This is a genomic window from Nostoc sp. CALU 546 (assembly GCF_048836525.1).
Window position 1 is genome coordinate 52,247 of the sequence record NZ_JAWJTF010000037.1, and the last position, 24,127, is coordinate 76,373.

Below are 24,127 nucleotides of genomic sequence, written 5' to 3' on the forward strand. Positions count from 1 at the left end.
AAATAATAGAGTTTTATGAGTTTATCACCTGTAGATTACCAATCCAGATTAACTGCGGTTGATTTTGATCCATTTGCAGATGGAGAATTACTTCTAACCGCCCCTGCCACAGAATCACAAAAAGAAATCTGGGCTTCTGTACAAATGGGGGATGCTGCCAATTGTGCTTATAACGAGTCCCAATCTCTGCGACTAAAAGGCGAACTTGATGTCAAAGTTCTCCAGTCTGCGATTGAAGAGTTAGTACAACGTCATGAAGCACTACGAACAACTTTTAGTACCGATGGCAATACACTCTGCATTGTTGCTTCTCGGCAAATTGAAATCCCTATTATTAATCTTTTTAACCTGGAACCAGAAGAAAAACAGGAAAAATTAGCTAGTATCTTGCGACAAGAGGTAGAGCAACCTTTTGATTTGGAACATGGGCCGCTATTTCGGGCAAAAATTGTCAAATTGCAGCCGCAGGAGCATCTAGCTACTTTGACAGCACATCATATTATTTGTGATGGTTGGTCTTGGGCAGTGCTGATGCCAGATTTGGGTAAACTTTATTCTGGCTTGCAACAGGGTATTGTTCCTGAATTAGAAGAACCAGACAATTTAAGTGAATATGCGATTTTGCAGGAAGAAGAGGCGGATAGTCCAGAAGCGATCGCCACAGAACAATACTGGTTACAACAATTCGCTGACTCTGTACCTGTTGTAGATTTCCCTAGCGATCGCCCCCGTCCACCACTTAGAACCTTTAATGCTGCCCGCGAAGATTGGCATTTAAGTCCGGAACTAGTTGCCAACCTCAAACAACTAGGGACAAAACTCGGTTGTAGCTTTATGACTACTATCCTGGGAGGATTTGAGGTTTGGTTGCACCGTCTGACAGGACAAAACGACTTGGTTGTTGGGATTCCAGCCGCCGGACAAGCTGCTTTGGGTCAATATAATCTTGTAGGACACTGTGTAAACTTATTACCATTGCGTAGCCAGATTGATGGCGAAAAATCTTTCAGCGACTACTTGCGATCGCGGCGATCGGCTGTCTTAGATGCTTACGATCATCAACAATTTACCTTTGGTAGTCTGGTCAAAAAATTAGTTTTACCACGGGATTCTAGCCGTATTCCCTTAGTTCCCATTACATTTAATATCGATCAGGGTTTAGATAGTGATAAACTCCCCTTCACTGGGTTGGAAGTAGAATTTTTCTCTAACCCCCGTTCCTTCGAGAATTTTGAACTGTTCATTAATGCCACTGAATTACATGGCCAGATGACTCTGGAATGTCAGTACAACACTAATTTATTTGACGCTGACACTATCCGCCACCGCATGGCAGAGTTTGAAACTTTGTTATTGGGTATAGTTGCTAACCCCAATCAAAGTATTGCTAAATTGCCAATTTTACCAGCAGTAGAGCAACAGTTATTAGCAACATGGAACCAGACACAAACAGACTATCCCCAACATAAATGCATTCATCAGTTATTTGAGGAGCAGGTAGAACGCACCCCTGATGCTGTGGCGTTGGTATTTCAAGAACAACAACTTACTTATCGAGAGTTAGATATTCGCGCCAACCAATTAGCGCAATACCTGCAAACATTAGGAGTAGGTGCAGATGTTCTTGTGGGAATCTGCGTCGATCGCTCCTTAGAAATGGTGGTAGGTCTTTTAGGGATTCTGAAAGCAGGTGGAGCTTACATCCCCCTAGATCCGGGGTATCCGCAAGAACGTTTGGCTTTCATGCTTTCAGACACCCAGATCAAATTACTGTTGACCCAAAAACAGCTAATTGACAAACTACCTGCTCACGCAGCAAATGTAATTTGTCTAGATACCGACTGGGATACTATCAACCAAGCAACGCCAGAGAGTTTAATTAGTAATGTCAAGGCTGACAACTTGGCTTATGTAATGTACACATCTGGTTCTACAGGTCAGCCCAAAGGTGTTAGTGTTATCCATCAAGGTGTAGTTAGATTAGTCAAAGAAACTAACTATGTAAGCCTCACTGCCAAAGAAGTATTTCTGCAAATTAGTCCGATCTCTTTTGATGCTTCAACTTTTGAAATTTGGGGTTGTTTGCTGAATGGTGGAAAACTAATAATATTCCCTCCTCATACCCCATCTTTAGATGAATTAGGACAAATTATTCAGCAATACCAGGTGACAACATTATGGCTAACGGCGGGTTTATTCCATCTAATAGTCGATGAAAAAATTGATGCTTTAAAACCCTTACGTCAACTTTTAGCAGGTGGTGATGTTTTATCCATTACCCATGTCCAGAAATTTCTCAACACAGTAGAAAACTGTAAACTAATTAATGGTTACGGGCCGACAGAAAGTACAACTTTTACCTGCTGTTATGAGATTACAGCACCATTAAAGCCAGGGGCTTCTATTCCTATTGGTCGCCCCATTGCTAATACCCAAGTTTATATCTTGGACTCCCATTTACAACCCGTCCCGATTGGAATCACAGGTGAGTTGTATATTGGTGGCGATGGTCTAGCACGAGAATATTTCAATCGCCCGGATCTTACAGCTGAAAGATTTATTGCCAATCCCTTTAGCCCAAATCCTCAATCACGCTTATATAAAAGTGGAGACTTAGCTCGCTATTTGCCAGATGGAAAGATTGAATATCTGGGTCGGATTGACAATCAGGTGAAAGTGAGCGGTTTCCGTATAGAATTGGGTGAAATTGAAATTGCACTTTTGCAATATCCGGCAGTAAAAGAAGCGGTAGTAATTGTTCGAGAAGATGCTCCTGGTGAGAAAGTGCTGGTTGGTTATTTTGTAGCAGAAATTGGTCAAGATAGCCCGCAAATAATCTCCGAGTTACGTCGATTCTTAAAACAGCAGCTTCCTGAATATATGGTGCCCAAGATTTTTATGGCACTGGAAGCCTTACCTCTCAATGCTAACGGCAAAGTTGATCGTCGGGCACTACCAAAGCCTGATTCTTTCCGTCCAGAACTGGAAGCAAATTATGTAGCGCCTCGCACTGCCATTGAGCAGCAGATTGCAGATATCTGGACACAGGTTTTAAATGTCAGGCAGGTTGGGATTTACGACAACTTTTTTGAACTGGGTGGATATTCTCTACTAGGAATTCAAGTGGTTTCTCGACTGCGCCAAGCTTTGCAAGTCGAAATTCTTATGTCCAATTTATTTGAATTGCCAACGGTAGCAGATTTGGCTGAACGAGTGGAAACTCTGCGTTGGGCAACCCAAGGTGTTCAGGCTGTTGATAGTGAAACCGCTGATGATTATGAGGAAGGTGAGCTATGAAAACATTAGATGAACTACTCTCTGAACTACGTCAGCGCGATGTCAAACTTTGGTTAGAGGGCGATCGCTTACGCTATCGAGCAGCAAAAGATAGTCTCACGCCGGAATTGCTCACCGAGTTAAAAACTCAAAAAGCCGAAATCATCAACTTTCTGCGACAAATTACTACATCTGCCAGTTCACAGATTCCCCCAATTGTCGCTTGTGAACGGAATGGCAACTTGCCGCTTTCCTTTGGTCAGCAACGGATATGGTTCCTGCATCAATTTGAACCTAATAGTTCCTCAAATAATATGCCCGTTGTGGTGCGTTTTACGGGGAATCTCAATGTTGCTTTCTTAGAGGAAAGTTTGAGAGAAGTCTTCCGCCGCCATGAAGTTCTGCGGACAACTTTTCCCGCCGTGAACGGAAAACCAACTCAAGTCATTGCCACCGATGTTTCCTTGACGCTGCCAATAATTGACTTGCGGCAAGTACCAGATCAAAAAAGAGAGGCGGAAGCTCTCCTACTGGCAACTAAAGAAGCTCATCAACCCTTTGATCTCGCCAATGGGCCGATTTTGCGGGTGCTGCTGCTGCGATTGAGCGATCGCGAGCATCTGCTAATCTGGAATATGCACTGCATAGTTTGTGATGGAGCTTCTTCTGATATATTTTATCAAGACTTCACTACCATCTATAAAGCATTGTCGGCAGGGAAGGCTTCTCCTTTAACTCCTTTACCAGTGCAGTATGCCGATTTTACCAATTGGCAATATCAGTGGCTTCAAGGAGAGGTTTTAGAGTCACAGGTAAACTACTGGAAGCAAAAGCTAGAAGGCAATTTACCAGTCATTGAGTTACCTTACGATCATCCGCGTCCTCATGGTGTGCAGACATATCGAGGCGATCGCGCTGCCCTGCTACTATCAAAGACGCTGAACCATGCGCTAACAGACCTGAGTCAAAAATGGGGTGTCACCCTGTTCATGACTCTACTAACAGTGTTTGAGCTATTGCTCTACCGTTATTCTGGACAAGAAGACCTACTGATTAGCTTTGCCAGTGCAAGCCGGGGACAAGTAGAAACCGAGCGGCTGATTGGATTTTTCTCTAATACTCTTGTAATGCGGGGTAACTTAGCAGGAAATCCAACTTTTCGACAATTGTTAGACCGCGTGCGTAAGGATTGCTTAGAAGCTTATACCCATCAAGACTTACCATTTGAGAGACTAATTGAAGAACTTAGACCAGAACAACAAAGTCGGAACAGTTCGTCTTTATTTCAGGTAAAGTTCTCCCTCAATCCTCCTTGGTCGAATGGTCGGGGGATGGGAGCAGTGCAACTACCTGATTTGACTATCACTTCTCTATTTGGCTACATTTATCATGGCAAGACCAAATACGATCTGACATTAGTCTTGCGGGAACAGGATAATGGTCTGGGCATGGTATTTGATTACAATGCCGAAATGTTTGATGCCAGTACCATAGAGCGGATGTTGGGACACTTCAAAACTTTACTCGAAGGTATTGTCGCTAATCCCGATCTGAAGATATCTGAATTACCTCTGTTAACAGCAGGTGAACAACATCAAGTGTTGGTTGATTGGCATGGCAAACAGGCTGATTATCCGCAGAATACTTGTATTCATCAGTGGTTTGAAACTCAAGCGAAACAAACTCCAAATAATATCGCAGTAAGTTTTGAAAATCAGCAACTAACTTATCAGGAACTCAACCAGCGTGCAAATCAATTAGCGCACTATTTGCAAACTCTAGGGATAAAATCGGGGGTACTCGTCGGTCTTTATGTAGAGCCTTCGCTAGAGATGATTGTGGGGCTGTTGGGTATTTTGAAAGCTGGGGGAACTTACGTATCCATAGTTCCGACATCTGGGCAAGATGGTCTGGCTTTCATTTTAGAAGATGCCCAAATATCTTTAGTGTTAACCCAAAGCTCATTAGTTGAGAAGTTCTCTGAGCATCAGGTACAAGTTATCTCTTTGGATAGTGATTGGGAAGGTATCGCACTACACGCGACTGAAAATCTACAATATTACATCACAGATGAGACTCTCGCCTGTGTGATGTATGTGTCCGGCGGCAATGGAAAACCCAACGGCATAGCCATTACCCACCGTAATCTCGTCACCCACAGCCTAGCAATCAGTGACACTTGGGAGTTGACCCAGAGCGATCGCCTCCTAATCTTACCTAGTATCACTTGCAATTCTTTTATAGAATCATTGTTCCCCACTTGGATTGCTGGTGCTACTGCAATTCTCCAGCCTCAAGAGCTACAAAACTCGACGGCGCAGTTTTTCCCATTCATCGCTCAACAAAAGATTACCGTTGTTAATTTACCTACTTCTTTTTGGTATGAGTTAGTTAAAGAGCCATCTGTATCTCCACAAACCTTGCCAGTCAGCTTGCGCTTAGTCATGGTTGGTGGTGAAAAAGTCTCACGCAATGCTTATTTAACTTGGGTAGAAAAAGTTGGCAAGCAAGTACGCTGGCTTAATGGCTATGGCTCGCTAGAAACGACTTTAACCGCCACAGTTTACGATCCGGCAACTGCCACTGAAGCCAGTAACACTCGGTCAGAAATTCCTATAGGGAGAGCGATCGCCAATACAAAAATCTACATTCTCGATCAGCGATCGCAACCCCTGCCAGTTGGCGTTACTGGCGAAATATACATCAGTGGTATTGGTGTTGCACAAGGCTACTTTAACCGTCTCGAATTAACATCTGAGAAATTTATCCCCAATCCTTTTAGCAGCGAACCTGGGTCATACCTTTACAGAAGTGGCGACTTAGGACGCTACTTAAGTGACGGCAATATTGAGTTTATTGGTCGCCTAGACAATCAGGCTAAAATTCGCGGCTTTCGCGTTGAGTTGACTGAAATTGAGACAATTTTAGGTCAATTTCCAGGCGTGCAAAAAACTGTGGTGATTGTCAAAGAAGACATTCCTGGGGATAAACGTTTAATTGCTTATGTTGTCCCTAAAGAAGGGGAGACTTTTGGGAGTGAGCAACTACTGAGTTTTCTCCAACAAAAGTTGCCTGAGCATTTGTTGCCTTCTGCCTTTGTTATAGCCGGTTCTCTGCCATTGAATGCTAATGGTCAAGTTGATCGTAAAGCTTTACCTGCGCTTAATCCAACTAATTCTAAAATAGAAAAAATATTTGCTACAGCAGAAAACCCTTTACAACTTCAATTAACAGAAATCTGGGAAAATGTTTTAGGAGTTCATCCGATTGGAATAACAGACAACTTTTTTGATTTGGGTGGACACTCGCTGCTGGCAGTACGTCTGTTTTCTGAGATTGAAAAGATTGTAGGCAAAAACTTAGCTTTATCTATACTTTTGCAAGCCCCAACTATTGAGCAATTAGCTAATATTGTTGAGCGAGAAAAATCCTCAAAATCTGGGGTTGCTGCGACAACAACAGATGATGTCAAGTCTGAAACATCAATTCCTTGGTCATCTTTAGTAGCTATCCAGCCCAATGGTTCTAAGCCTCCTTTCTTCTGTGTACATGGTTTGGGTGGAGAAGTTCTGCGTTTCCGTGAATTGGCAGTGCATTTAGGTTCAGATCAACCATTTTATGGACTGCAACCACAAGGGTTAGATGGAAAGCAACTTCCTTATACCCGAATTGAAGATATGGCAGCGCACTACATTCAACAAATCCAGACTATTCAGCCCCATGAGCCTTATTTAATCGGCGGATACTCCTCTGGGGGGATAATTGCTTACGAGATGGCTCGGCAATTGGCCATGCAAGGGAAAAAAGTAGCTTTGCTAGTTTTATTTGATACCTACGGTTCAAGAAATATTGAATCTGTGCCATTGCAAAAGCCAGCCTCTCACCATTGGAAGAATCTTTTAGCAATTGCAAATGGTCTTATTGAGCAGGTAAAAGGCAATACAGAGCGGCTGAAGTATCAAATCAAAGAGATACTCTGGCGGATTGTCTTTCACTTTCACCTGATTCTCGGACGCCCCTTACCTTACTCCAACCGGAAATTCATGGTGGAAGAGGCAACCAGACAAGCGCTCAGAAAATATGTTCTACAAGTTTACTCAGGTCGAGCAACCGTATTCCGAACAGAGGATGGTCTTGTAGTTGGACAACGAGAGGCTGATGCCAAAATGGGTTGGGGTAAATTGGCATTAGGGGGAGTGGATATCTATGATATTTCTGGGATTCATAATTCCATTTTTAAAGAACCCCATGTACGATCTGTGTCCGAAAAAATGAAGGCTTGCATAGATCAAATTATTGCAGAAAGTAACTCAGTGAAGTAAAAAACTTAACTCTATAAGCCAGATATAAAGCCTGTTTTGCTCCTGACTTCTGACTCTTTGAACTTCGTTACTCGATTAAAGTTCTTTCTAAATTGTGTTTTAGTGATAGCTTTCCAACCTCATCTCCCTTGCGGGATGGGGTTGTTTTATTTGCGAGTAAGAACTTTTAAAGGCGGCTTGATATATGTGTAAATGCGATCGCTAATAAAGCCTTTGCATCAGTTCTAAACTGGTATTCCTAAGTTTATTTACTGAGGCTCTATCGTGATTTATACAATAAACTATATAGTGCATTCCTCACCTTGCTAGCAAAGAATATTACTTTTACTAACTATTTTGCAATCTCAAGACAAACATGATGCAGAAAATCCTGAATTTCGTAGAAGTCCAAAAAAATAATACAAATGGTGTCGATGGGCTTGGTGGGAGCTTCTTTGCCGCCATCAGCCCCGATGGCAAATTCCTCTATGCATCTGGGTATGATGACTCGGCGGTGGTGGTATTTGAGCGCGATGAACAAACAGGCAAGTTGACTTTTGTAGAAGTTCAAAAAGATGATATAAATGGCGTCGATGGGCTTGGCAGTGCTGAAGCCCTTGCTCTCAGCCCCGACGGCAAATTCCTCTATGTTCCTGGATATAGTGACTCGGCGGTAGCGGTATTTGAGCGCGATGAACAAACAGGCAAGTTGACTTTTGTAGAAGTTCAAAAAGATGATACAAATGGCGTCGATGGACTTGCTAATGCCACTTCTGTAACTGTCAGCCCCGATGGCAAATTCCTCTATGCTACTGGATATGGTGACTCGGCGGTAGCGGTGTTTGAGCGTGATGAACTAACAGGCGAGTTGACTTTTGTAGAAGTTCAAAAAGATGATACAAATGGTGTCGATGGACTTGCTGGTGCCCTCTTCGGAACTGTCAGCCCCGACGGCAAATACCTCTATGCTGCTGGAGCTGATGAGTCGGCGGTATCGGTGTTTGAGCGCGATGAGCAAACAGGCAAGTTGACTTTTGTAGAAGTTCAAAAAGATGATACAAATGGTGTCGATGGACTTGCTGCTGTCAACTCCGTAACTGTCAGCCCCGACGGTAAATTTCTCTATGCTGCTGGATTTGGGGACTCAGCGGTAGCGGTATTTGAGCGCGATGAACAAACAGGCAAGTTGACTTTTGTAGAAGTTCAAAAAGAAGTTCAAAAAGATGATACAGATGGTGTCGATGGACTTAATGCTGCCACTTCTGTAACTGTCAGCCCCGACGGGAAATATCTTTATGCTACTGGATATTATGATTCAGCGGTAGCAGTATTTGAGCGCGATGAACAAACAGGCAAGTTGACTTTTGTAGAAGTTCAAAAAGATGATACAGATGGTGTCGATGGACTTGCTGCTGCCACTTCTGTAACTGTCAGCCCTGACGGGAAACATCTCTATGCATCTGGATCTTATGACTCGGCGGTGGCGGTGTTTAGTGCGCCTTTCAACAATGCGCCAGAATTGGCAAATGAAATTCAGGATCAAGAAGCTACCGAAGATAGTGTCTTCAACTTCATTGTTCCAGTTGACACCTTCAGCGATGTAGATGCTGAAGACATCCTGACTTACACTGCAACTCTGGCAAATGATGATTTACTACCAACTTGGTTGAACTTCAATCCTACTACCCTTACCTTCAGTGGCACTCCGACAAATAACGATGTGGGTAGTCTAGACATCAAAGTTATCGCTGAAGATATTGCTGGAGATGAAGCCAGTGATGTATTTACACTTGCGGTTGCTGAAAAGAATTTTGAACCGACAAATTTGATATTTACCGCTATCAACGATGACGATGATGACGATGATGACGATGATGACGATGATGACGATAGTGGTAGTGGCGACGGAGATGATGATGACGATGATGATCAAAAAATCATTGGTTTCTTCACCACCATTGACCCAGACCAAGACGATAAACACACTTATAGTTTAGTGGCGGGTGCTGGAGATACTGATAATAGTGCATTCATCATTGAGGGAGATAGCTTAAAAATTAAATCTGATGTCACTAAATCTAGCTATAAAATCCGCGTTCGCACTACTGACCTTGGTGGACTTTCTTTTGAAAAGGATTTAGCTGTTAATATTGATGGCTTTGGGTCTACTACAAATACCCAGATAACAACAATTTTCCAGCTTATAAATATTACTCAGAATATCTTTATTGTCAACAGTAAAGTTAAGGGTAAAAAAGGAAAGCTCTCTCTTAAGATTAAAAACAACAATTCTAAAGAGGTGAATGAACTGTGTGTATTTGCTGTTGACGATGATGAAGGTAGAATTAACGGCATAGCCCCTGGTGCAGAGGGTTATACGCGAGTTGCTTTAGAGCGTTCAAAGGTGATTTTTTCCTCCATTGCTAAACTGCCCAAGGGTTTTAAGAATGATGATCTGAAAAATATCTTAGAATTCGAGTCTGGTACAAAACTCAGATTCTTTCTGATATCCAACAGTACTACTCAGGCTGTACTGTCTGGAAAAAGTTCTTTCTCAAGTGTCGTTTTTTCTTCAGCTACAAGTAACAACACAGAAGAGGAAGGATTTTCTCTCAACTTCAAGGATTTCACTGTTACAGTTCAGACAACAGAAGAAGAGGTATCTTTAGGTACTGGTTTGCAAGGCAAATATCAAGGTGAACTGATTGATTTACGAAGTGTGACGCAGTTAGTAACAGCCGAGTTTACAGTCAACAGAGAAGCAGCTTACAACAACTTTGTCGGCTTCTATCAAGTGGCTGATGAAAATGGTGGTATTGACACCAATGGCGATGGCAAAGCAGACATTCTTGTTGGTCAGGCTGGTTACGCCCAAGCCGCTGTGCGTGGGCGTGTTACAGGCATTGACTTGGTCGCGGACAACCAAGGTACTGCAAATTACACTGGCACTTTCGGGCCGAATTCTTTGTTTGCACCATTTATTATTGTGGATGGTAAACCCGATGCTATTCTCAATGGCAATGGCAATAAAAAGGTTTACTTCTCATTCTTGGGCGCTAACTCAGATAAAGTAGATCACATTCGACTATTGGGAAATAACACCTTTGGTTTTGAGGATTTGCCAAATGGTGGTGACAAAGATTACAACGATGTGATTGTGCAGGTAAAGTTGAGTGTTAATCCTGCCTAGTATCAAACGCGAGTAATTACTTAGCAAAATCAAACAACCTCATCCCGGTTGCGGGGTGGGGTTGTTTAATGCATGGTGATTAAATTGGCGTGATATTAATTAAACTAGTGAATTTACTGAAGGCAGTTATTGTCTTTCCTTCATAAATTTAATGGTTGATTCCTCTAGGGTGACAAAAATCTTCACCTTTACTTTTCCAGTTAATTTTTATTAAATTAAGCTACCAAAAAGTGATGGAAAATTCTTTCATAATCGGGTATCACGCTGTTTATCAAGAAAGCTCGCTGTCTTTTGCCATACGTAATACTGTTAATCCCTATGTTAAAAAATTTGTAAAACATAACTCAGAAATTTAAAGGTTTTTTTATTACATAATTCTTAATAGGGTATTTACTTAGGAAGGCATCTGTGATAATTTCATGTTGATTATCATAAATTAAAATAGGCAACCTTAAATTTAACAAACGCTTTTCTGTGTCTTGGGTTGATGATAAGTATCCATCGCTCATAGTTGCAATGCTAAATATTGATTTTAAACTTGTATAAATTATGTAGCGTTAACCAAGTGATAACTTGCTCTCGATCTATTTACACTATCTTGTTCTGAACAATGCATAAAAATAGAAACCATCTGATGTAAGCACAGGTATGCAATTAGACTAAAATACCCTCTGTATCTATACATATTGAGCCACACTGAGTGCCATAAAAGTCTTGCTGTTGGTGGCATAAAACCAAACACTGCCACTGTTAGTAAAAAAGATACTCTCTAATATTTTCCACTTTATTCCTCAGTTTTACCTTCAACTTGATTTTATATGACTTATATTAAGAACACTTTTACCGAATTTCTCACCACTCTAGAAGGGTTTGAGCAGTTACCAGATGGAGCGATCGCTAATCTATCAGAACAACTGCAAGCTTGGCGATATCGCATAGGTCAGAAAATCATCGGTAAAGAAAGTCTCCCAGAACGCATCACCATTATTTATGAGGGACAAGTGCGCCTGTTGGGATACGACCCCCAGACGCAAATGCCAATTACCCTAAAATTACTGCAACCAGGGGAAATTATTGGCGAAATTGGTTTGTTGCGCGATATCCCCTGTGAAACAGCGATCGCTTCTACCGAAGTAGTCTGTTTAACCTTGAGTGCATCAGCATATTTTAGCTTTCTGGCTTCATACCCAGCTTTTGCTGAAGCTCGTAAGAACCGCAGTTATTTGGTAGAAGTTTTCGATATTCTCGGTTCCTATTGGCAAAAACAAGCGATCGCTACTTTAAACCTCAGAGAACTGGCAGAAAAAGCTTTACCACAGGCGAAAGTACAATATTTACCCCCAGGAAAAACTTCATTCAACCAACTGGACAGTGAAAGCGTCTGGTTTGTAAGTGGCGGTGGGACAGTCACGAATTTATCACCTGGCGATCGCTTAGAATCAGACGACGACAGAGACAAGATTCAGGTTGTCGGTCAAAACCCCGCAAGGTTACTTGGTATACATCCCTCAGATTTGATCTTGGAAGATAGCCATGAGATAGTACTTGCGGTAAATAACACCCAATTAGATACCCAAGATGAAGATGAATTAGATATCCCTTATGCATCAGACGAAATAGTTCCACAGACAGCCCCCCCAACCTCAAATAGTTCGTCAAAACAGAAATACCCGTTTTTTGGTGGTAAGGGAGAACTAAACACAGCCTTCGCCTGCTTCCAAATGGTCGCGAAGCACCTAGAAATGCCGTTTCGCCGAGAGGTAGTTCGCCGCATCTTAACCGAGCAAGTCAAACGTCAGGGTACTATATCTTTTCAAGTTACTGCTTACCTGGCAGAGTTGATCGGACTTAAGGCGCAGTTGGTAGATATACCGATTGCTTCAGTGACCCGCATTCCGACACCGGCATTGATTCGCTATGGTGATAATTTTGCAGTTTTATATGCAGCGGATGCAAATACCGTGGTAGTGGGTGTCCCATCTAAAGGAATTGTGCGCTGCAAACCTGCTCAATTGGTTGAACAATTAGATGTTGATCCAACCACCTTCCCACCCCAAGCGAGAGTATTACTGCTTACTGCTACCAATCAAACACCCCAAGAACGCTTTAGTTTACGGTGGTTTATACCCTATTTGTCAAAGCATCGGCGAGTCTTAATAGAGGTTTTTATTGCTTCCTTTTTCGTGCAGTTGGCGGCGTTGGCAAATCCGCTAGTTGTCCAGTTAATTATCGACAAAGTTATCACTCAAAATAGTATTGGTACACTACATATTTTGGGGATTTTACTATTAGTAGTCGGGCTATTTGAAGCAGTCCTGACTACCTTACGAACCTACTTATTTGTCGATACCACTAACCGGATCGATATGGGATTAGGGTCGCAAATCATCGACCACTTACTACGTTTACCGCTGCGTTATTTTGAACGCCGACCGGTGGGTGAACTTTCTACTCGGATCAACGAACTAGAAAATATTCGCCAATTCCTGACGGGTACTGCCTTAACGGTGGGCTTAGATGCTCTGTTCTCGGTGGTTTATATCGGTGTAATGCTGATTTACAGTTGGCAACTCACCTTGGTAGGCTTAAGCACAATTCCTGTGTTTATCGTGATCACCTTAATTGCTTCTCCCACCATTAGTAGACAGTTACGCGCCAAAGCCGAACGCAACGCCGAAACTCAATCTTATTTAGTCGAGGTGATGTCAGGAATTCAAACAGTTAAAGCGCAAAATATCGAATTGCGATCGCGCTTTTCTTGGCAAGAGCGTTATGCTCGGTTTGTCGCCGCTGGTTTTAAAACAGTTGTGACTTCTACCCTCGCTAACTCTACCAGTAACTTTCTCAACAAACTCAGCAGTTTACTAGTTTTGTGGGTAGGAGCTTATCTAGTACTCCAAGGAGAATTAACTTTAGGCGAATTAATTGCCTTTAGAATTATATCGGGTTACGTCACCAGCCCCATATTGCGTTTAGCTCAACTCTGGCAAAGCTTCCAAGAAACTGCCTTGTCTCTAGAGCGTTTAAGCGATATTGTCGATACACCACAAGAAGGAGAAACAGACCGCTACAACATACCCTTACCTGCGATTAAGGGAGCAGTGAAATATGAAAATGTTTCCTTCCGTTTTGGTACAAGTGGCCCTCTACAACTTTCTAATGTCAACCTCGAATTTGCACCAGGGAAATTTATCGGCATCGTCGGACAAAGTGGTTCTGGTAAAAGTACGATGATGAAATTACTGCTGAGACTTTACGAAACTGAGTCTGGCAGAATCTTGATTGATGGTTATGATATCGCCAAAGTGGAACTTTATTCACTGCGACGACAAATTGGTGTAGTTCCCCAAGAAACGTTGTTGTTTGATGGCAGTGTTCAGGAAAATATTGCCCTAACCAATCCCGATGCGACAACCGAAGAAATTATCGAAGCGGCTCAGGTTGCGTGCGCCCATGAGTTTATCATGAACTTGCCCAACGGTTACAACACACGGGTGGGAGAACGCGGTTCAGCACTTTCAGGTGGACAACGACAAAGAATTGCGATCGCTCGTTCTGTTTTACAACGACCAAAATTATTAGTTTTGGATGAAGCAACTAGCGCCCTAGACTATCCCACAGAACGGCAAATCTGTCTGAATTTAGCCAAAGCATTCAAGGGTGATACAGTATTTTTTATTACTCACCGCCTGAACACCGTGAGTAATGCAGACATGATTGTTGTGATGGATAATAGCAGGGTTATAGAACAAGGAAGCCATCAAGAATTAATGGCTACTAAAGGTCATTATTATTATCTATATCAGCAACAAGATGTGAACTTGTAATTAGTCATTAGTTGTGGGCAAAGGTTTTTGGCATCGGTAAACATTGCCCACCCTACAAAAAATTTAAAATCCAAAATCCAAAATCTAAAATCCAAAATCGTTATGACTCAACTTAATGGGAATCATCTCAACGGGAATCAAAAAAACGGCAATCAGAAAAATGGATCTAAACAAGATTCACCGATACTGACAAAACAACAGAAAGCTGATCAAGAGTCTTTAATTAATTCAAGTTCTCAAGAATTTGAGCAATCTGTTGTCTTGCGCCAATCTCCAATTTGGTCGCGTACAATCATGGTTACTCTTATGGCTTTGGCCTGTTTTGGAATTACCTGGGCTTATTTTGCAAAAATTGAGCAAGTAGTGCCAGCAACAGGGCAATTAAAGCCGGAAGGAACAATCAAAGAAGTTCAGGCTCCTGTTAGCGGAGTAGTAAAAACAGTTAATGTCAAAGATGGACAAGAGGTAAAGCCAGGAGATTTGCTACTGACCTTTGATTCCATAGCCCCTGTTGCTGAATTAAATTCTTTGAACCAGATTCGCATTGCATTAATGAAAGAAAACCAGATTTATCGCCGATTAATGGGAGCGAGTAATGCTACAGGCTCAGAACTGTTATTTTTGCGCGGTAATTTGCCACAAGAAACTGCTTTTCTGCTGAAAAGTCGGGCAGCACTAGTAGCAGAAAATGACCTATTGCGGACTCAATTAAAAAATTCGGGTCAAGATTCTAGACTAGGTATTGATGAACAGCAACGTTTAGAAGTTGCCAAAAGAGAGTTAGATTCTCGATCAGCTGCGGCAGAATTAGAAATAGAGAAAACCAAAAAACAACTGTCTCAAAATCAAGTCAAACTAGAAGATACTAAAGCCGGTTTAGCAATTCAACAGCAGATTCTAGATAAACTTAAAATATTAGCAGAAGAAGGCGGTATTTCTCAGCTTCAATATCTCAACCAACAACAACAAGTACAAACCCTCGCAGCGGAAGTAGCACAACTAGGTGAAGAACAAAAACGCCTCCAGTTTGATATTCAAAAAGGACGGCAAGAGCTAAGTAATACCGTAGCTGTTTCTGATAAAAACATTGTAGACAATATAGCTAATAACAAAAAACGCATTGCCGAAATCGATAGTCAATTCACGAAAGTTCTTCTAGATAACGAACAACGTTTGGCAGATGTCAATAGTAAAATATCTCAAACACAGTTAAACGTTAGATATCAAGAACTCCGCGCACCTGTAGCTGGAACAGTTTTTGATTTGCAAGCAAAAAACCCTGGTTTTGTAGCGAATCCGACTACAAAACTGCTGCAAATTGTCCCCAATGAAAACTATATAGCTGAAGTTTTCATCACCAACAAAGATATCGGTTTTGTACGGAAAGGCATGAAGGTAGATGTCAGAATTGACTCCTTTCCTTACAGCGAGTTTGGCGATATCAAAGGGGAAGTGAGTGACATAGGGTCAGACGCATTACCGCCAGACCAAACCCATCAGTTTTATAGATTCCCGGCAAAAGTGTCATTGGATAAGCAATCCTTAGTGATTAGGGGTAAAAATGTTACCTTGCAATCAGGTATGTCCATCAGCGCCAATATCAAAGTGCGTGAAGAACGGACTGTGCTTAGTTTATTCACTGAGTTGTTTACCAAGCAAGTTGATAATCTTAAACAGGTGCGTTAAACAAATTTGAGATTGGAAATTGTGAGAAACTGGAAAATAAGTAATGCATTAGTAATGGTTTATATTAAAAAATATAAGCCATTACTAATTGCTGATATCTAAAATGGTTAATTCTCAACGCATCGAACCCGCTCCCGGACAAGAATCAGTTTGGGATTACCCCCGTCCTCCTCGTCTAGAGGACACAAGCAAACATATCCAAATAATCTTTAACGGCGTAATAATTGCAGATACCCACAACGCCAAACGTGTTTTAGAAACTAGTCATCCTCCTTCTTACTACATTCCTCCTGCGGATATCAAAATGGAATATCTACAAATGACACCACAATCTAGCTTTTGTGAGTGGAAGGGAGGTGCTGGTTACTACACCATTCAAGTTGGTGACAAAGAAGTTCATAATGCTTGTTGGTTCTATCCCAACCCTACACCAGCCTTTGAATCTCTCAAAGACTACGTAGCTTTTTACGCTCATTTAATGGATAAATGCTACGTTGATAGCGAAGAGGTGCAACCACAACCCGGTAACTTCTACGGCGGTTGGATAACTAGTGATATTGTTGGGCCATTTAAAGGCGCTCCTGGTACTTGGGGATGGTGAGTCAATTTTAGATTTGGGATTGTAAACTTGATAAGTCTAAATAAAAGAATCTCTTTTAACGTTTAAAATCCGAATTTTATCGAACAGAATTCTGACTTCTGAATTCTTCTTCAACTGAAAAAATAGGTTTATAAACCAATACGGTTCAGTTAAGGGCTAAGTGTACAAAATTGTGGGTTTTCGAGACGCGATAAATCGCCGTCAAGACAAGTGTATTGGTCTTATCTGAACTGTATTGGTTTATAGATTTACTAAATTGATGTTATTGCTATCTAGCAGCTTTGACTTGAAACATCAAATATGTCCCTCCTAGACCTTCCACAATTGTGCGTGTATTGGCAATCATCATTTTTTGATAAGTGTCCCCGTCGCTTCCTGCTTCTCCAAGTCCCTCAGCATACAGGTTTCTGTTAGAAACTTTAACTTCGGCTTCTGTGGCTACAGATTCAATCAAATTAGGGTTAATTTCTACCTTAGCAAAAACTGTTGGCACTCTAGCCCGCTTAATATTTGTAGCTAAATTTTTGACTCGTGCGGCTGTGAGTTTTTCGTTAGTACTAATACTTTGTAATCCCCCCGCTAATGGAATATCGTATGCTTTGGCGTAATAACCCAGTCCATTATAGGTTGTAACTAACTGGCGTTGTTTGGCAGGAATACTGGCAATTCTTGACTTAATCCAGCTATCTAGTTGAGTCAGTTCATTTGTAATTTTTTTGGTATTGCTGGTATAAGCCTCTGCATCACTAGATTCTAATTTTCTCAAGTTACTATTAATTACCTCCACCATTCTGATAGCATTTTTGGTATTGTGCCAAAGATGAGGATCAGTTACATTCTTACCACCTGCCTGGAATTTTTGTGGCTTAGGCACTGCCAGTTGACCAACGGCTATTTTCGGTGCTGGGTTTTTAGTCGCTTTAATTAATTTGATCAGATTTGGTTCAAAATTATAACCAGCATAAAGAATAAGATTAGCTTGCTCAATGGCTTCACGATCTTCCTGTTTTGGTTTATAAAATTGGGGGTTGGCAGTAGGAGGAATTAAGCAGGTGAGGTTAACTGTATTTCCGGCAACCTGTCTGGTTAAGTCACACAGTACGCTTGTAGTCGCTACGACTTGAGGAAGATTCTCATCTACCTGGGTGGTAGTCTGAGTGAATGTGGTTCTTGCAGCTTGATTTCCACACCCAACAAATCCAATCGTCAAAGTAACAAAAGTAGCTCGAAAGAAATTATTCAATGGTGATTTTTTTGACATCCTCAACTCCTACTGGATGTATAAAAAAAGATAATCATTATCGGTAAAGTATTAGTGAAATAGTAAGAGGAAGTCTTCAGCAGGGAAGAGGTTAAGGGGAGACAGGTAAGCCTTCGGCTGAGAAAAGGGTAAAGCTTAAGGGAGGAGGAATTAATAGACTCTCTCCTTTCCCTTTTCCCCAGTCCACACCCAGCAATGTTTGGTTGGTGAACCATTAGTGAGGTTTTTACAGGCAAAATATTTAGTTAACTTCACGCAATAGGCTGGAAAACTGGTAGAGGTAGGAGCACAATAATAAAGACGATGCTGGTAAGCCTTCAAGGAGTGTAGTGTAGTTCTCTCACCGTCTGTTGAAGGGGCTATACCATTGTGCTTGCACACCACAAAGATCGCAAATTGAATAGAGTTATCAGGTTAAGGAGTGGGACGTAGTAATGATGAGGCTTATTGAGCATACGGGTTGATTTCGCAAACCGAGTCGTGAATCTAAAGTAATTGTAGCTGTGGTTTTGCGAGGTGTGGACATATAGTTGTTACAAAATTGGCAAATTGGCGATTTTTTAGCCTTCAGCCTTTGTTAGACTAAATTTTCACCCTCTAATTTTTTAATCATTAAATCAGAGCCAAACAAAGTATATAGAACAAATCCTCAAAGCTAATATTGAAGATAAACAATGGTAATTTTAGTTGTCATAATTAACACCCTCATTTCCCTGACACTACTGTATGTGGCTTGGCGGGTGTGGCAACTCAAGCAGCAGCTAGCATACATAGCAGATAGATTAACCGCCTATGAAAGTTGTACCCATACAGCACTGAATAAAGCACCCGAAAATATTTATCTCAGTCAGCAGAATATCCATAACTTACGGCAGAGAAATCAAGCGCTACAAATACAAATTCAACAAGTGCGGCAAATTATCAGTCTACTTTTGCTAGGAAGGCAAATCTGGCAGCGTTATTTTCCGAAGCTAGAGTTAATAACGGGGAAAAGAACAGTTGGAAAATGAGTTATGTCAGGTTCACATGAACATTTATAATTAGGGCTGACGAGGGACACTGAGAGGAGTCCGTAGTAAGATACCTCATGGTGCATTAGCTTCTGGCGTAGGGATCGCTCCCCCTTCTCATCCCTTAGTCTTTAAGTTTGCTAGCAAGAGCGTCTCCGTCAGGAGAAGGGTACGGAACTACGAGGGATGTGCTAACACAAAGAAACCCCGCCAGAAGGCTTGTCGGAGGTTCTAAACTTGGGGATATACGGATATTTTTGGATTATTAAGTAATTAATGCTTTTGATATTAATGAATAAAAGCAACATTTCTGGCTGATATTTTGTCACGATAGATTAACTGGATAAAATCGGTTGAGTCTTGCAAGGGGAGACAACCCACCTAAAATGGGTGTAAGGAGAGAAACAATAAGATGTCTAATAACCGTTCTGGAGTATTTATTGGCGGTTTGATGCTGGGGGCTACCATCGGTGCTTTGACCGGTTTGCTTGTCGCTCCACGCACAGGGCGCGAAACGCGTAAAATTTTGAAAAAATCTGCCAATGCTATCCCAGAATTGGCAGAAGATTTATCAACGAGTGTGCAAATCCAGGCAGATCGTCTCTCTGCTAGCGCACTACGAAACTGGGATGAGACTTTAGATAGATTACGGGAAGCGATCGCAGCTGGTGTAGATGCCAGTCAGCGAGAAAGCCAAGTCTTGAAGCGACAAGCATCTGTGGAAGACTCAGATTCGCTTCCCCAGGAATTAGAACGCTCATAAATGATACAACCGTGATTGAACCCCTGTTTTGGTTGGGACTTTCCTTACTTTTAGTCGCCACAAGCTTGACTGCGGTTTTAGTGGCGGCAATACCGGCTTTGCAGGAGTTAGCACGCGCGGCTCGCAGTGCAGAAAAGCTATTTGATACCCTGTCACGGGAGTTACCGCCCACTCTAGAAGCTATCCGCGTAACTGGCTTAGAAATCACTGACTTAACTGATGATGTCGGTGAAGGTGTAAAAAGTGCTAGTCAAGTAGTGAAACAAGTTGACCAAAGTCTTGATAGTGCAAGAATTCAGGCTCAAAATCTGCAAGTAGGTACACGGACTATTTTTGTTGGCGTGAAAGCTGCTTGGAGAAATTTCACGCGCCAAAAACCTGCGAGACGAACAGGCGATCGCTTACCAAGCAATGAAAAACCACCACTCACGTTGCGAGAACGAGAAGTCCTAAAGCAAGAAAATCGTCGGAGCAAAGCAGAGGTATACCGCGTTAATGACGATTATAACGATGCCACTAGCTGGGAAAACAATTTCGATGATGAAGATTGAGCAGAAAAAGGGCGTAGAGCATTGTTTATTTTTATTGTTGCAGTGTTAAAAGGTGGTATTTCATCAGCTTAAAAAAGCCATTTTTGTTTATGGATAAACTTTGGCGTTGTATTCAGCAATTTGGGAAAACGAGTGAAGCATATTTTAATCAAGCCGTCTTTTTAGGAGAAAAGATTGTTCCCCAAATCCAATCATTCCACTTTTATTGTATGGGGAACTCCGCTATGGCTTAGTCATTTTGAGTATTTTAACCGATTGACAAAATACACATTATCTTAAATTCTCACGAATACCACTCCCCAATCCCTAATCCCCAAAAACGCTTTGCTTTGATCCCCTAGATTAGAGTAAAGTAAACAAGTGTAAAGAACTATCATTTTTCTAGTACTCTTTTAAAACAACCTGTTCGCTTTTACCGTTGATATTTGTATAAAAACGTCCATGCAATCTTGTTTTTGGCGACGAATTCTCGTATCTATTGCAATATTTTTCCTGGCTGGGTCAATTTGGGTCATGCATTCTCCCCCAGCACTGGCTTATGACAATCCTGAGTTACTCCCTAACACCTTTACCCCAGTTGTAGACTTAGCTAAATCTCTGCCTGTGCTGCAAGAAGAAAAGCTTGTCAAAGATTTAGAGCAGTTTGAAGCCGATACAGGCTGGAAACTGCGAGTATTGACTCAGTACGATCGCACCCCAGGTCGCGCAGTTATAAAATATTGGGGCTTGGATGACAAAAGTATTTTACTAGTTGCCGATTCTCGTGGCGGTAACATTCTCAGTTTTAGTGTCGGCGATGCTGTTTATAAGCTTTTACCCCGGACTTTCTGGATAGAATTGCAAACCCGTTTTGGTAATTTGTACTTTGTCCGCGAACAAGGCGAAGACCAAGCCATTCTGCAAGCTTTAGAATCGGTTAAAGGCTGTTTAATCAAAGGTGGTTGCAATGTTGTCCCCGGACTGCCACGAGAACAGTGGATTCTCACCTTGATTACCTCAGTTATTGGTGGGGTGATTTGTGGATTTGCAGCTCAACCCCGCGAGAAAGGACAAGTTTTTGCTTGGCAATGGGCTTTAATTTTCTCACCTTTGTGGGGAATCTTGTTTATTGCCTTTGGCATTGGGCCAGTGGTGACACGCACAAGTGACTGGTTACCTCTAGTTCGCAATATCTCTGGGTTTCTCATTGGCGTCTTGGTTGCCTACTTATCTCCTATTTTCAGTCGGCCTTCTTCCAGTAATGAGTTATGAGTGAGTAGTTAGGAGTTTTTAATTAACTTATCACTCCTAACTCCTAACTCTTAACTCTCTGAAGCTGATAAGCTGAAAGCTAATATTTGAGAAGCTCAACAAAAATGGAATGGCACGTAACTGATGCTCAAAGTTTAGCAATTATTGATAGTGAAATTGGTGCTCATGTCTTTTCACCCGCAGAGTATGAGATTGTGCGTCGGGTAATCTACGCCACGGCTGACTTTGAGTATAAGTCTTTGATTCGCTTTTCTGAGCGTGCCTTGCAAGCTGGAGCCGCAGCACTAGCCGCGCGTACCACGATTGTGGTAGATGTGCCGATGGTACAAGTAGGTATTGCATCTGACATTCAAAACACCTTTGCTAATCCGCTGTATTGCAGCATGGAAGCTCTAACACGCCCTCAAAAAGAAAAAACTCGCGCAGCATGGGGAATAGAAACCTTAGCAAAGCGTTATCCAGAAGGTATTTTTGTGGTTGGTCAAGCACAAACGGCATTGACTGCACTGGTAGATTTAATTGAAGCTGAGGAAATTAGACCTGCTTTAATAATTGCGACTCCAGTGGTATTTGTAAATGCTGATGAAGCTAAGGAGCGTTTACAAGACTCTCTAGTGCCTCATATTACAATTGACAGTCGCAAAGGGAATGCAGTTGTAGCAGCTGCGATCGTTGATGGATTGGTAGACTTGGCTTGGCAAGCCTATGGACAAGATGGAAATCGGGGAAGCTAGTCAGGTCGGCTCTATTGTATTCTGTATCCAAAAGAGTATTCAAAATCACTGGATATCCTGATATTTTTGTTAAGTAGTGCATATCAAGGAGCCTTTTGTTGTGGTAATTCAAGGTTTCAGTTTCAGCGCATATCTTGCAATTCCTGTAGTATTAAGTCTTTTGGCTGAGGGAGAAAGTATAAAAGTACCTTTAGTTGAAAACGTCCATCAAATATCCACTAACAAGGAAACGCTCCTATCCAGCCGTGAGCTAATCAGCGCTCAAGTAACACCGAAAACATACTATGTTAGTGGTGCTGGAAACGACAAAAATAGCGGACTCTCTACTTCATCCGCTTTTAGAACTATTCAAAAGGCAGCAAATCTAACTAATCCTGGCGATACAGTATTGATTATGAATGGAGTGTACACAAATTCAGCAAAGGCTGGGAGTGTAGTACATATTAAACGTTCTGGAACTGCAAAAGCATGGATTAAATATAAAGCATATCCTGGGCATTTACCAAAAATTCAGCACAATACATGGAATGGTATCTTAGTTTCAAATGGAGCTTCATATATCGAGATCAACGGGTTAGAAGTCATCGGAAACAATGCCAATATAACCCTTGATTATGCGATGAGTCAGAAAACTAACAAACTAAACCCGCTGACGAATGGAAATTGCATCAATGTAGATGGACGAACAAATGGTCATAGCCGCCATATACGTATTGTCAATAACAAGGTACACAAGTGTGGAGGAGCAGGCATTTCAGCGATTGAATCGGACTACGTAACAATAGATAATAATGTGGTGTTCGATAATGCCTGGTACAGCGTTTATGGTTGCAGTGGCATTTCGATGTTGAACAATTGGAATTCTGACAACAACCGGGGATACAAGATGTTTGTTACCAACAACAAGTCCTACAACAATCGTATGTATATCCCTTGGATTGCAGTTGGAAAGATCACAGACGGTAATGGCATTATTATTGATAGTACAAGAAATGATCAGAATAACTCAAAATTGGGTGCATATAAAGGATACACTTTAGTTCAAAACAATCTTACATTTAATAATGGTGGATCAGGTATTCATGCATTTTTGAGTGAGCATGTTGATATTGTCAATAACACAGCTGTTTTAAATAATCAAAGTCCAGAAATTAATGGCGGGCAAATATTTGCTCATACGTCATCTGATGTCAGAATTCTTAGGAACATTCTTTATGCTTTCCCTGGAAAACAGGTTAATAATAATACTAAAAATACAAATGTTGTTTATGATTCTAATATCTACATCAATAGTTCTAAGGTAAGTGTTAAGGGCCCTCGTGATATTGTTGCAGACTCACAATTTTTAAGTAAGTATCCTACTCTAGAAAAAATCTCTGGTGATTGGAAGTTGCGGCTAGATAAACAAAACCCACCAAAGCGGACTTATGTAGAACCTCAGTCGGCAGGTTTTGTTTGTGGGACAGTGACTTATCGCTTGCAAGGAAAACTTATAAAAGTTGGATGTTCTCGTTAGTAATTAGCCAATCTCGATGAAACGAGTTTCAGAGGATGTTTTAAAAGTGGTTGGCTGTAATTTTAGGCACTTATTGATTCTCACAACCCCCCTTAAAAAGGCTACGGTGTGTACACAAGTCTGAAATAGCTGATTAACGAAGGTTTTACCCCACCCTAAC

General features: G+C 41.6%; 13 protein-coding genes. 12 read left to right on the forward strand and 1 reads right to left on the reverse strand.

Going from position 1 to position 24,127, the window contains the following annotated elements; genetic code table 11:
• Positions 1-15: 15 nt before the first annotated feature.
• The 6 genes from RRG12_RS19365 to RRG12_RS19390 all read left to right on the forward strand — a co-directional run bounded on the left by RRG12_RS19365 (position 16) and on the right by RRG12_RS19390 (position 16,881).
• Positions 16-3,297 (forward strand): non-ribosomal peptide synthetase, encoded by a 3,282-nt coding sequence (locus tag RRG12_RS19365; protein ID WP_420760384.1) that lies wholly within the window; start codon positions 16-18, stop codon positions 3,295-3,297.
• Positions 3,294-7,598 carry an amino acid adenylation domain-containing protein gene (locus tag RRG12_RS19370; protein WP_420760385.1) on the forward strand — a complete coding sequence of 1,435 codons (4,305 nt, stop codon included), beginning with the start codon at positions 3,294-3,296 and terminating at the stop codon, positions 7,596-7,598. The genes RRG12_RS19365 and RRG12_RS19370 overlap by 4 nt, the downstream gene beginning before the upstream one ends.
• A 355-nt stretch (positions 7,599-7,953) precedes the next feature.
• Positions 7,954-10,767: a beta-propeller fold lactonase family protein gene (locus tag RRG12_RS19375; RefSeq protein ID WP_420760386.1), complete on the forward strand. Its 2,814-nt coding sequence runs from the start codon at positions 7,954-7,956 to the stop codon at positions 10,765-10,767.
• An 818-nt stretch (positions 10,768-11,585) separates the two neighbouring features.
• Positions 11,586-14,594, forward strand: coding sequence for a peptidase domain-containing ABC transporter (locus RRG12_RS19380; protein ID WP_420760387.1), 3,009 nt, complete (start codon positions 11,586-11,588; stop codon positions 14,592-14,594).
• Positions 14,595-14,696: 102 nt separating this feature from the next.
• Positions 14,697-16,280, forward strand: a complete 1,584-nt coding sequence (locus RRG12_RS19385) for an HlyD family efflux transporter periplasmic adaptor subunit (RefSeq protein WP_420760388.1) — start codon at positions 14,697-14,699, stop codon at positions 16,278-16,280.
• Positions 16,281-16,383: 103 nt separating this feature from the next.
• Complete coding sequence (locus RRG12_RS19390; protein ID WP_069071851.1) at positions 16,384-16,881, forward strand: DUF427 domain-containing protein; 498 nt, start codon at positions 16,384-16,386, stop codon at positions 16,879-16,881.
• A 268-nt stretch (positions 16,882-17,149) separates the two neighbouring features.
• Here the strand turns inward: RRG12_RS19390 and RRG12_RS19395 are convergent, their stop codons facing one another.
• The gene (locus RRG12_RS19395) at positions 17,150-18,142 is read right to left on the reverse strand and encodes a metal ABC transporter solute-binding protein, Zn/Mn family (protein ID WP_420760389.1); all 993 of its coding nucleotides are present in this window, start codon (positions 18,140-18,142) and stop codon (positions 17,150-17,152) included.
• Between the two features lie 674 nt (positions 18,143-18,816).
• Here RRG12_RS19395 and RRG12_RS19400 point away from each other — a divergent pair.
• The 6 genes from RRG12_RS19400 to RRG12_RS19425 all read left to right on the forward strand — a co-directional run bounded on the left by RRG12_RS19400 (position 18,817) and on the right by RRG12_RS19425 (position 23,967).
• Positions 18,817-19,152 (forward strand): hypothetical protein, encoded by a 336-nt coding sequence (locus tag RRG12_RS19400; RefSeq protein WP_069071853.1) that lies wholly within the window; start codon positions 18,817-18,819, stop codon positions 19,150-19,152.
• Between the two features lie 412 nt (positions 19,153-19,564).
• The gene (locus tag RRG12_RS19405; protein WP_069071854.1) at positions 19,565-19,915 is read left to right on the forward strand and encodes a YtxH domain-containing protein; all 351 of its coding nucleotides are present in this window, start codon (positions 19,565-19,567) and stop codon (positions 19,913-19,915) included.
• An 11-nt stretch (positions 19,916-19,926) separates the two neighbouring features.
• Positions 19,927-20,466, forward strand: a complete 540-nt coding sequence (locus RRG12_RS19410) for a hypothetical protein (protein WP_069071855.1) — start codon at positions 19,927-19,929, stop codon at positions 20,464-20,466.
• A 441-nt stretch (positions 20,467-20,907) separates the two neighbouring features.
• A complete protein-coding gene (locus RRG12_RS19415) occupies positions 20,908-21,717 on the forward strand; it encodes a TPM domain-containing protein (protein ID WP_069071856.1) in 810 nt (269 codons plus the stop codon).
• 104 nt (positions 21,718-21,821) lie between these two features.
• Complete coding sequence (locus tag RRG12_RS19420; RefSeq protein WP_069071857.1) at positions 21,822-22,451, forward strand: precorrin-8X methylmutase; 630 nt, start codon at positions 21,822-21,824, stop codon at positions 22,449-22,451.
• A 100-nt stretch (positions 22,452-22,551) separates the two neighbouring features.
• Positions 22,552-23,967 carry a right-handed parallel beta-helix repeat-containing protein gene (locus RRG12_RS19425; RefSeq protein ID WP_420760390.1) on the forward strand — a complete coding sequence of 472 codons (1,416 nt, stop codon included), beginning with the start codon at positions 22,552-22,554 and terminating at the stop codon, positions 23,965-23,967.
• Positions 23,968-24,127 lie beyond the last annotated feature (160 nt).

Coding starts and splice junctions, on each gene's coding strand:
- RRG12_RS19380 (WP_420760387.1), top strand. CDS start 11,586: ATGACTTATATTAAGAACACTTTTACCGAATTTCTCACCACTCTAGAA.
- RRG12_RS19400 (WP_069071853.1), top strand. CDS start 18,817: ATGGTAATTTTAGTTGTCATAATTAACACCCTCATTTCCCTGACACTA.
- RRG12_RS19375 (WP_420760386.1), top strand. CDS start 7,954: ATGATGCAGAAAATCCTGAATTTCGTAGAAGTCCAAAAAAATAATACA.
- RRG12_RS19420 (WP_069071857.1), top strand. CDS start 21,822: ATGGAATGGCACGTAACTGATGCTCAAAGTTTAGCAATTATTGATAGT.
- RRG12_RS19385 (WP_420760388.1), top strand. CDS start 14,697: ATGACTCAACTTAATGGGAATCATCTCAACGGGAATCAAAAAAACGGC.
- RRG12_RS19395 (WP_420760389.1), bottom strand. CDS start 18,142: ATGTCAAAAAAATCACCATTGAATAATTTCTTTCGAGCTACTTTTGTT.
- RRG12_RS19405 (WP_069071854.1), top strand. CDS start 19,565: ATGTCTAATAACCGTTCTGGAGTATTTATTGGCGGTTTGATGCTGGGG.
- RRG12_RS19370 (WP_420760385.1), top strand. CDS start 3,294: ATGAAAACATTAGATGAACTACTCTCTGAACTACGTCAGCGCGATGTC.
- RRG12_RS19365 (WP_420760384.1), top strand. CDS start 16: ATGAGTTTATCACCTGTAGATTACCAATCCAGATTAACTGCGGTTGAT.
- RRG12_RS19415 (WP_069071856.1), top strand. CDS start 20,908: ATGCAATCTTGTTTTTGGCGACGAATTCTCGTATCTATTGCAATATTT.
- RRG12_RS19390 (WP_069071851.1), top strand. CDS start 16,384: ATGGTTAATTCTCAACGCATCGAACCCGCTCCCGGACAAGAATCAGTT.